Here is a 9,075-nt window from a genome sequence, read left to right as displayed (position 1 = left end):
GCAGTGCTGTCGGCGCCCCCAAAGGTAGCCGCACTGAAGCGGCCGTTGGCGGTGGCTTGGGCTCGGCGGGCGGTTCAGTGATCGGTAACAGTCTGGGCGGCTCCACCGGTTCCACCATTGGCGCGGGCCTCGGCGGCGCGGCAGGTGGCGCAGTCGGTAATAACCTGGGCAGTGACAACGGCAGCTCCCATTCCGGCGGCGGCCATAAAAATAAACATAAACACAAGAACAAGCATCGCTAATTCACGCCGATCCGTGCGAGGTATGCCATGACGCCTGAAACCGAAGGTAATGAAGAAAAAGGACCGAGCGGTGTTCCCTACATCAACGATCCAAATAAAGGGCAGGATCTCAATGACCCTGGTAACGAAGATCCGGGATCACTCATGGATGATGCCACCGTACCGCTTAACGATTCCGATGATGCGGGCGATGTAGGAAATACAGAGTATGAAGAAGAGGATGTAGACGAAGACGAGCAATAGTTGCAGACCGATCGTCCGCCTGATCGAACCCCGCGCTGCGCAATCTTCTCGAACCTTCAGGGCCTGTTCTTTCAGGCCCCTTGAGAGGTGCTCCATGAACTCCGATCCTGATGTTTCCGACGTTGACGAAACTCCCGAATACCCACTGCCATCACCCACTGACTCATTAAGCCGTGATCAACGTCCACCGGACGATGACACCGCCGTTGAGCAACTCCCGAACGACGATGTCAAGCGTGGCGACGTGGAAGCCAGCCCCGATGATCCCGATATAGCCGGTGATGATGCCTCCGGTGAACCCAGCTGAAACGCGCATGTTCTTATTGCCGCTCGTCGATTGAGTGGCACCTTTAAAAATCGAACGCTGCCAGACATCAGGACAGTGTCTTTTTAAGGAGATGCATCATGAACAGGTCAACGTTGACAGTCATGACAATGGCCGGCGTGTTGTCGGTCAGTTCATTTGTGGCGTTTGGTCAATCTTCCGGCAACGATGCGCCGGTCGATAAAGGCGGCATGCCGCCTTCCACTGAAATGAATGCGGGTTCAGCGAGCGGAAATGCCTTGCCGCCTGGCAGTATTGATAGTGGGAATGCGGGTGATGCTAATGGGAGTAGTACAAGTCCTGGGACGGGAAGTGGGTCGATGAGTGGTGGGAGTTCGATGGGGAGCGGATCCGGGAGTGGCTCTGAGGATTCGAGTGGTTCTGGAGCGAGTGGTAGTAGTTCGGGTGGTGCAAGTAGTGGTGGTGGGGCGGGTGGATAGGATGAAGCTCAGTTTAATGACTACAATAGCCCAGCCTTTGCTGGGCTAATTAGTTAACGGAATTGATGGTTAGAATGGGCTGTAAGGATTATAAAAAGTTCACATCTATTCGATCGACTTCTAGTTTTACGTATTGGTCATTTAAATTTGGGTGGTCATAGTGTGTCTTGATCGTCAAAATTAGTAAAAGACTCAAGTACACTATTTTTTAGCGTTCCGCACAGAAAGTAGGCTTAGCCCTTGGAGGATTTTTCTACTATAGGGTCTGTGTTTTTTGCTCTGCTGAGCATGTAGGTATCAGAAAGGTAGAGTGTTAGCTCAATCGGATATGTTTTTCCAATTTCAGTTGCATATGGGCATGAATTTACGAAGCATTCAATAGAAAGCCCATTGATGAGTAGCGTCGCATGATTTTCGTCGTCTTCATTGATTTTTAGTAGCTTTGCTGAGATTGAATTATCCATTGTGCGGCCTATCTTTTTGTCTTGAGAGTCGCTTTTGATCACCTTTCAGAAATATTTTTCTGATTGTATGCATTTGGTTGTGCTGTCTCGGCGTATTTGGATTGTAGAGAAAATCATTAGGTGACTTACGCCGGTTAATAGGCTTTTTGATGGTTCTCAATAAAATTCTGTGCAAGCGAAAGTTCTGTGATTAGGGATGGTATAGTTTTCGATGTGGAGGAATACAATGGTGCGTCCCAATTGTAGTTTTCGATCACTCTTATTTGAAAAAAGCCTGCTGCACTACAGGACGGGTACCAGCCGGCGTCTAGCAGTAGCGAGGCGGGATACTCAACTTGAAGCAGGTCTTCCTTCAAAGAGTCGATTTGATATTTAACGTCTTTTTTCTCTAGTGAGGAAAGATCGTCATGTGCGATATTTCCACGGATAAATTTCAAGTCAATCATTTTGTTACTTTTCTGAGTTTATTCGCTGAAATGGGATGTCCATGAATTGTCTTGGTGCTAAGTGTTACGCGCAACTGAGATGTTCATTAGTCGCAAAGTAATGTGACAGGCTGGCACTTTTTTATAGAATGCCAAGTGTCGATTTTGGTGTTATTTGGATAGCGATTCAATCCATTGTCTGTAGAATGTTCGTTGATCTTCAATGTTGTTTGTGATGTCAGTATCTTCGTAATCAAAAATGTTTACTATGTCTTCATTGCCAGCGGATCTCCCGATAGTCATTTCATAAGCTAAATTTCCCGCAGACATTTGTGACGACATGCGGGATGGATGAACGTTGAGTTTGGCGCCTTTGCAGAGGAATTTTATATTGGGGAAATCGGCTCGTAATAGGCCAAGGCACGCATAGAGGTCCTCAGCGCTGTATATTTTGCCTAAGGCGTTCGGCAGTGAAAAAGCGATTGTGCGTTTTTTTGAATCGCATATCAGTGACGCGGTTTCTAATTTTTCATTGACTAATAAAGCTATATTTATAGTTTTCATTGCAGAGCTCTGCAGTACTTGGCGGCATGGTTAATACCACAGTGGGTGAGTGGTACGCGGGTTAGTATGGATATTATTTAAAAGCATCTATGTTTTTTTTTGAGCTTATCCATTGTAAGTAATAACCCCGCTGCTCGTCTGGATCGTTCGTTAAGTTTTCGTCTTCAAAGTCAAATATAAAGACTAAATCATCGAGGCTGGGCGCTTTTCCCATCTGCAACTCATATGCTTTCAGTCCAAGAGACATTTGTGAGCCCATGCTTGAAGGGTGCACATTGACCTTTGCTCCTTTGCATAGAAACTGAATGTGTGAGTTCCTTTGTCTTAAACCGCCAAAGCATTTATAAAAATTAACATCCTGGCACGTTTCAATTTTTCCGTTTTTCATGATGAGACTTAACGTGACTGTTTTTTTGTCGCATGTTATTTTGGCGGTCTCTCTTTTTCCGTCTATGCTAATAATTATTTCAGTTTCAGAAATCAATTTCTTATCTTCCGATTAGGGTTAGGGATCGAGTAACCAAACTCTTTACCATTATCAAGAATCAGCGTGGCGCCCAGCACGTCCTCTTTATTTATTTTGCCTTTTATAGCTATTTCATTTTCTGCTCCGAAATCATACAGTGCGCCAAGTTCTTTCTTAAGATCATAGCCAGGGATTTTTTGGAGCGTGTAAAGATATCCGATATCCGTATTGAAACTGGTCGCGAAATTCTTCCCGACTTGGCGGGACGGCGAGGTGCTAATGAAGTTGCTAGGAGGGAAATCACTGTCTATAGAGTGAAGAAGCAGGTCGTTACTTTTACCTTTACTTTTGAATCCGTTCTCAAATATTTCATATGGTTCTCGTTGATCCCCCCGATAAAGATAATCGCCTTCTTCCTTAGGTGACGGAACCTTAACCGCCCCCTCATCAACCCCAACCTTCCCAGCCGGATCCTCATCCCCAAACGAAGGCTTCTTACACCCATCCCGCCCGGGACACTCATTCAACCCCAGCGGATCAACCCAACCCGTCGGATTCCTTGTGTACTGATACCCGTTAAGCCCACCCGCCAACCGTTTCGGGTCCGGTGTCAGGTATCGGCCGACGTCCGGATTGTAGTAGCGATGCCGGTTGTAGTGCAGGCCGGTTTCGGCGTCGAAGTACTGGCCCTGAAACCTCAGCGGTTGGTCGAGTACCTGATGCGTATCGCGGTTCAGTCGGGTCAGGCGGCCGTAGGCGGTGTATTGGGCTGCCCAGACGATTTCGCCGCTGTAGTCGGTCAGTTCCTGGGGGGTGCCGAGGTGGTCGAGTTGGTAGTAATAAGGGCAGGCTTTGCGCGGGCCTTTGCCGTCGAGCATCGCCAATGGCCGGAAGGTGCCGGGTTCGTAGACGTAGCTGCGGTAGTGCTCGGCGCTGCTTTCGGCGACGAGGTTGTCGCCTTGCCAGAAGAATTCGGTGGTGTTGCCATCGACGGTCTTGCTGATCCGGCGGCCAAAGGCATCGTATCGATAGGTGGCCTGCGTGCCATTGGGCAGGGTGATGCCGATCAGTCGATGCTGGCAGTCGTAGCGGTACTCGGTCACCAGTGTCGGCGCAGTTCCTCGGCGCTTGCGGATCAAATTCCCGAAGGCGTCGTAGGTGTATTGGCGATTACCTTGTTTGAGCAGTCGGTGGTTTTTGACGGTGATCGGTCCTGGACGATCCAGCATCAGCAGGTTGCCTGCCGGGTCGTGAACGAAGCTTTCCGGTTGGTGCTCGCGGGAGTGGTGGACGCGGATCAGGCGGTCAAGGAAGTCGTGTTGATAGCTGCGCTTGCCGTTTCGGGTGTCAGCAATGCTGTCGAGATTGCCGTTTGCGCTGTAGGCATAATCTCGGCGGTAAAGAGGGCGTAACGGCTGGCCGATAGCGTGAGCGGTCAACCGACCTTGGTCGTCGTACGCGTAATCGCTGCTGAGCAAACCTTGCTGGCGCTGCCGTTCACGCCCGGCAATAAATGCGTGGGACGACAACCGTGATCCATTGAGATCGATGGCTGCAAGTGCGCCACCCTGGGCAAGATGAAAGTCGAGTTTGCTGTGGTCCGGCAGGCGCATGTGATCGAGCTGGCCGCAGGCGTTGTAGCGGTAACGCAACGTGCCCCAGCCCTGATGCTCGGTGACCAGGCGATCCTGTTCGTCGTACTCGAATTCCAGCGGGTGATCGTTGTTGTCGTCGACACGGGTCAGGCGGCCGAGCGCATCGTAGTGGTACTCGACTTTTTTCCCGTCCGGCAACGTCTTGACCAGTAGCCGGCCAGCGGAATTGCGGTGGTAGCCGGTCACTAATCGCGAGTCGTCATCGCCGAACTCGGTTTTCTGCAGCAAGTGCCCACTCAAGTCATAGGCATAAGCGGTACGTCGACCATCGAACCCGGTTTCCTGTCGGATCAATCCGCCAGGCCAGTAGTCCAGCTGATACTTTTCGCCGGATTCGTTTTCGATCTCGGTCAGCAGCAGTCGCGCATTGTCGTAGCGGTACTTCAGCTGCGATCCGTCGGGATTGATCCGGCGACTGACCAGATGCAAGTCCGCGGCGTACTCAAAACGCGTGACGCGGCCCAGCTCGCAACGTTCCCCGGTGATCTTGCCGTACGCGTTGTAGGTGAAAGCGCGGCTGGCACCCGAGGGGAAGGTGGTTTGCAGCAGACGTCCTACTGCGTCCCATTCATACCGGGTGACGCCACCGTGTTCGTCCTGATGGGTAATCCGACGCCCCAGGCAGTCGTAGGAAAAGCGTCGTTGGCCTCCCGTTGGCAAGGTCTCTTCAACCAGTTGCCCCAAGGCATTTCGTACAAAGGTATGGCCGCTGCTGTCCGGGTAGCGGATCAATAACAACTGTCCCTTTGTGTCGTAGTGGTAATAGGTGGAATGGCCCTCGGGGTCGGTCGCCCGGGTCACATCACCCTGAGCATTGCGCTGATACGTCCAGACCGCGTTGGCGCGATGGCGTGCGTGCAGGAAGCCGTTCCGGTATTCGTAGGAAGTGGGTTCGTCCTCAGGGGGAATATGAGCAATCAGCCGTCCGGCTTCGTCATAGCGGTATTCGGTTATCGCGCCGAGTGGCGTCTGTTCAGCCGTCAGCCGTCCTTTGCTGTCATAGGTGTTCAGATGCTCGCCGCCATCGGCTTCAACGCGGCGTATCAGACGAGCCTGTTCGTCATGCCGGTAAGCCTCTTCGCTACCATCGGCGTTCTTAACCACCACCTCGCCGTGGTCGTCCCAGAGGTAACGTGTGTCCATCTGCGAAAAGCTCGCCCAATGTCTAATGCATCGCGCCGCCTTTCCGGATCTTTCCCACTCCCAAAAGGAACTTGCCCCACCGGCCAATTGCCGTTGAAGAATGACGTTCTGGTCGTCGTAGTCGTACCGCTCGCTTTCGTCGGCCGCGTTGTTTGCCGCTACCAGGCGATGACAGGCGTCGTAGCGGTAGGTCGCAAGGACTTGCTCGGTGCGCCACGCGTCTTGCAGCGTGGGGGCCGGATGAAAACTCTGATAGTCGACGGCGACCAGGTGTCGACGATCCCAGCGCAACCGCAGTGAGCGGCCGGCACCATTGTCCAGGCGTTCGATTCTGTTCGCGAAATCGCGCTGCACCGTCAGACGGTTGCCATAGGCATCGCTGATCGTCGCCAATTGCCCTGCACGGAAGTGGAAAAAACGTGCGGTCTCACCGGCCAGGGCGAGGATCAGTTCCTGCGAATCGTCCCCTTTGTAAATGGCGGCACGGGACAGGCTGTTGTGAATAGCCGGACGTTCGGCAGTTGGCAGGGGAAACGTTGTGCGCCGGTTTTCGTGGTCGGTCCAGATGACCTGATCGGCATCGATGTGCAGCGAATGGGACAGGGAATGACTCCAGCCGAAGCCGAGCCCGCAATCGATGTCTGCTGCGCTGGTGCGATAGAGCCGGGTGAAGTCGAACGGCAAAATCCCGTCCAGCGAACCATCGATCAGCGTGAGCAACTCTTCGCCCGTGACCATCGACACGGGGCAGCCGTTGGTGCACGTCAGCGGCCCGCAATCAGCGCTGTCACCATTGGGATTCTTCGCTTGGTCGGGCGCGTCGTCCTGGCGTTCTTGTTTGCTTAATCGGGTTTTTGCGACGGAGGGGTGGCGGGCGATGACTAACGGATTGTCCACCCGAACAACCTTTGAGTCGACGGCGCGAATCGTTAGCGGCACCGAAGCAGCGGGCTTCAATGGGACATTTCGCGCAGTTACCATCAAGGGTTTGAGTGCGCCTGCGTGAGCACTCAGGTCGGACCGATTAGTGAGCTCCGCCAGTCGCAGACTGGCCGCTGCCAGCCATTGCCTGGCGCGTGGCGACTCGACCTTGCCCAGCACTTTGCTGCTGATGCCGACGTTTAAACCTGCCGGGCCTGTTAAACAGGTCAGCAGGAAGCCAATCAATAGTTCGGTGCGAATTTGCGCGACGACTTCGGCGATGTATTGCGGCGGCAGCATCCTCAGCCAACTGGTGAACGCGGCGAGATGAATGAACATCAACGGCTCGTCACTCAGCATCATCAACAGGCTGGCGATGGCGTCTGCAGAGGCGTTGAGCAAGGTGTCGAGCTCGCCCTCGGTCAGGTATTTGAGCAGCTTCTCACTGTTGGTTTGCAGGTCGGCGATCAAGCCATAAACCTGCTTCACGCCATCCCATAAACCGAACAGCGACTGCTCGAAACCGCGCCAGTCGGCCTGTTGCAGCATGCCGTAACGCTGGCTGAAACCCGCTTCGGAAAACCCAGCCCACAAAGGCGCGAACTCGGCTGTCCATTCGTTGCGCAGCCAACCTTCCAGATCGCTGATGACGTTTTGATAGGAGGCATAAAGTGCTTTGACGTGTTGCGCGGAAACGTTCGGGAAAAAAGTGATGCGGTAACGCTCGCCGCGCGAGCATTCAGGTATTTCGAGGATGCCGCTGGGGCCGATGGTGTGGTGAGTCGGCGCGCCATGGCGGATCTCACCTTCTCGCCCCTGGGTTATCAGTTCGAGCGTCAACGGCGTATTGCCGATCGGGACGAAGCGCGCGGTTTCGAACCGGTGCACCAGCGTCAAAGGACCGCTTGCGGGGCAGGTGGCGACGGTAGAACTGACCGTCGAATGAGTCGGTGCGCTGAGCTGGTGCTCTTCACCCACCGTGAAGACTTGCTCGACCTCTAGCGCAGAGCCTGTCCAGTAACTTTCCGCCCAGGACTCGTAGTTGTTGAGGCAAAGTCGAAAGTCAGCGATCAGCGCTTCGACGTCGGGTTGCGCAGGGTTCATGGCGGCAACGACCAGCAGCCCGATGGCGTTGTTCAAGGCCAAAACCTTGTCAGGATCGAACATTCGCAGCCTCTCGCGCCTACTGATTAAATTTCGCGAGACTTTGCGTGGGATGCGGGAGGAAAGAAGTCGGGGAAAGAGACGGGTGCTGTAGGGGAAATCGCCAAATGACGTCGTCAACGTGGTGAGTGAATTTTCACCCGTCTGTCATTGTTCGTTGCCCTATGCCGCCCGCGCTCGATATGCTGCTGAACCCTTTAATCAAATCCGGATCCGGCCGTACGTTTGCCGCATTGGGATGTCATTGAAAACGGATCAGATGCGATGAATGCACCGCTGAACGACATTGGCCCGATCAAGGCCGTGATTTTCGATATGGACGGCTTGCTGCTGGACACCGAGGGTATTTACACCGAAGTCACGTCCATCATCGCCCAGCGTTTTGGCCGTACTTTCGATTGGAGCGTCAAACAGAACATCATTGGCCGTGGCGCGGGTGATCTGGCGCGTTATGTGGTCGAGGCGCTCGATCTGCCGATTACCGCCGAAGAGTTTCTAAAGATTCGCGAGCCGCTGATGCGCGAGCGTTTTCCGACCGCGCTGGCGATGCCGGGTGCACAGGAACTGGTTCGGCATTTGAAGGCCAACAACATTCCTATCGCGGTGGGCACCAGCTCTTCGCGTCAGTCGTTTGGCCAGAAAACCACCCTGCACCGTGACTGGTTTGAACTGTTCGATTTCATCGTGACGGCCGATGACCCGGAAGTCGGCGCAGCCAAACCGGCGCCGGACATTTTCCTGACCGCGGCGCGCCGCTTGGGGGTCGCACCGGAGGATTGCCTGGTGTTCGAGGATTCGCCCTTCGGTGTCACCGCGGCGAAAGCGGCGGGGATGAGCGCCATTGCGATTCCGGATGCGGCGATGGCCGATGAAAAATACGCACACGCCGACGGGATTCTTCGTACGTTGAAGGCTTTCAGACCCGCTGACTGTGGTTTGCCGGCGCTTGAGTGGGCTTGATGTCCAATCAATTGTGGGAGCAAAGATTGCTCGCGAAAGCGGTGTATCAGGCGAGATTGACGT

At 53.8% G+C, this 9,075-nt stretch carries 9 protein-coding genes; 4 read left to right on the top strand and 5 right to left on the bottom strand.

What is annotated here, in order from left to right; all coding sequences use genetic code 11:
* The 3 genes from GBC55_RS15905 to GBC55_RS15895 form a co-directional block, all read left to right on the top strand.
* Positions 1–242, top strand: a 242-nt coding sequence (locus GBC55_RS15905) for a glycine zipper domain-containing protein (protein WP_348650981.1), incomplete at its 5' end; no start/stop codon positions are given.
* 27 nt (positions 243–269) lie between these two features.
* A complete protein-coding gene (locus GBC55_RS15900) occupies positions 270–485 on the top strand; it encodes a hypothetical protein (RefSeq protein ID WP_162438291.1) in 216 nt (71 codons plus the stop codon).
* Positions 486–579: 94 nt separating this feature from the next.
* On the top strand, positions 580–792 hold the full coding sequence (locus GBC55_RS15895; RefSeq protein WP_162438292.1) for a hypothetical protein: 213 nt from the start codon (positions 580–582) through the stop codon (positions 790–792).
* Between the two features lie 691 nt (positions 793–1,483).
* Here GBC55_RS15895 and GBC55_RS15885 read toward each other — a convergent pair.
* From GBC55_RS15885 to GBC55_RS15865, 5 genes are all read right to left on the bottom strand, one after another.
* Entirely contained in the window at positions 1,484–1,714 is a 231-nt protein-coding gene (locus tag GBC55_RS15885; RefSeq protein ID WP_162438293.1) for a hypothetical protein, read from the bottom strand.
* A 134-nt stretch (positions 1,715–1,848) separates the two neighbouring features.
* Positions 1,849–2,160 carry a hypothetical protein gene (locus GBC55_RS15880; protein ID WP_162438294.1) on the bottom strand — a complete coding sequence of 104 codons (312 nt, stop codon included), beginning with the start codon at positions 2,158–2,160 and terminating at the stop codon, positions 1,849–1,851.
* Positions 2,161–2,310: 150 nt separating this feature from the next.
* Positions 2,311–2,703 (bottom strand): hypothetical protein, encoded by a 393-nt coding sequence (locus GBC55_RS15875; protein ID WP_162438295.1) that lies wholly within the window; start codon positions 2,701–2,703, stop codon positions 2,311–2,313.
* A gap of 73 nt (positions 2,704–2,776) precedes the next feature.
* Complete coding sequence (locus GBC55_RS15870; protein WP_162438296.1) at positions 2,777–3,187, bottom strand: hypothetical protein; 411 nt, start codon at positions 3,185–3,187, stop codon at positions 2,777–2,779.
* Positions 3,184–8,055 carry an RHS repeat-associated core domain-containing protein gene (locus GBC55_RS15865; RefSeq protein WP_162438297.1) on the bottom strand — a complete coding sequence of 1,624 codons (4,872 nt, stop codon included), beginning with the start codon at positions 8,053–8,055 and terminating at the stop codon, positions 3,184–3,186. The genes GBC55_RS15870 and GBC55_RS15865 overlap by 4 nt, the downstream gene beginning before the upstream one ends.
* 261 nt (positions 8,056–8,316) lie before the next feature.
* Between GBC55_RS15865 and GBC55_RS15860 the strand changes: the two genes are divergently transcribed.
* Entirely contained in the window at positions 8,317–9,012 is a 696-nt protein-coding gene (locus GBC55_RS15860) for an HAD-IA family hydrolase (RefSeq protein ID WP_162438298.1), read from the top strand.
* Positions 9,013–9,075 lie beyond the last annotated feature (63 nt).

It is taken from the genome of Pseudomonas sp. TNT3, assembly GCF_010095445.2.
Lineage (GTDB): Bacteria > Pseudomonadota > Gammaproteobacteria > Pseudomonadales > Pseudomonadaceae > Aquipseudomonas.
Note: the sequence above shows the minus strand (reverse complement) of the source record. Positions and strands in the feature narration are given on the sequence as shown.

Excerpts from the sequence above, each read along its gene's own strand:
- GBC55_RS15885 (WP_162438293.1), bottom strand. The coding sequence starts at position 1,714 with ATGGATAATTCAATCTCAGCAAAGCTACTAAAAATCAATGAAGACGAC.
- GBC55_RS15875 (WP_162438295.1), bottom strand. The coding sequence starts at position 2,703 with ATGAAAACTATAAATATAGCTTTATTAGTCAATGAAAAATTAGAAACC.
- GBC55_RS15880 (WP_162438294.1), bottom strand. The coding sequence starts at position 2,160 with ATGATTGACTTGAAATTTATCCGTGGAAATATCGCACATGACGATCTT.
- GBC55_RS15865 (WP_162438297.1), bottom strand. The coding sequence starts at position 8,055 with ATGTTCGATCCTGACAAGGTTTTGGCCTTGAACAACGCCATCGGGCTG.
- GBC55_RS15895 (WP_162438292.1), top strand. The coding sequence starts at position 580 with ATGAACTCCGATCCTGATGTTTCCGACGTTGACGAAACTCCCGAATAC.
- GBC55_RS15860 (WP_162438298.1), top strand. The coding sequence starts at position 8,317 with ATGAATGCACCGCTGAACGACATTGGCCCGATCAAGGCCGTGATTTTC.
- GBC55_RS15900 (WP_162438291.1), top strand. The coding sequence starts at position 270 with ATGACGCCTGAAACCGAAGGTAATGAAGAAAAAGGACCGAGCGGTGTT.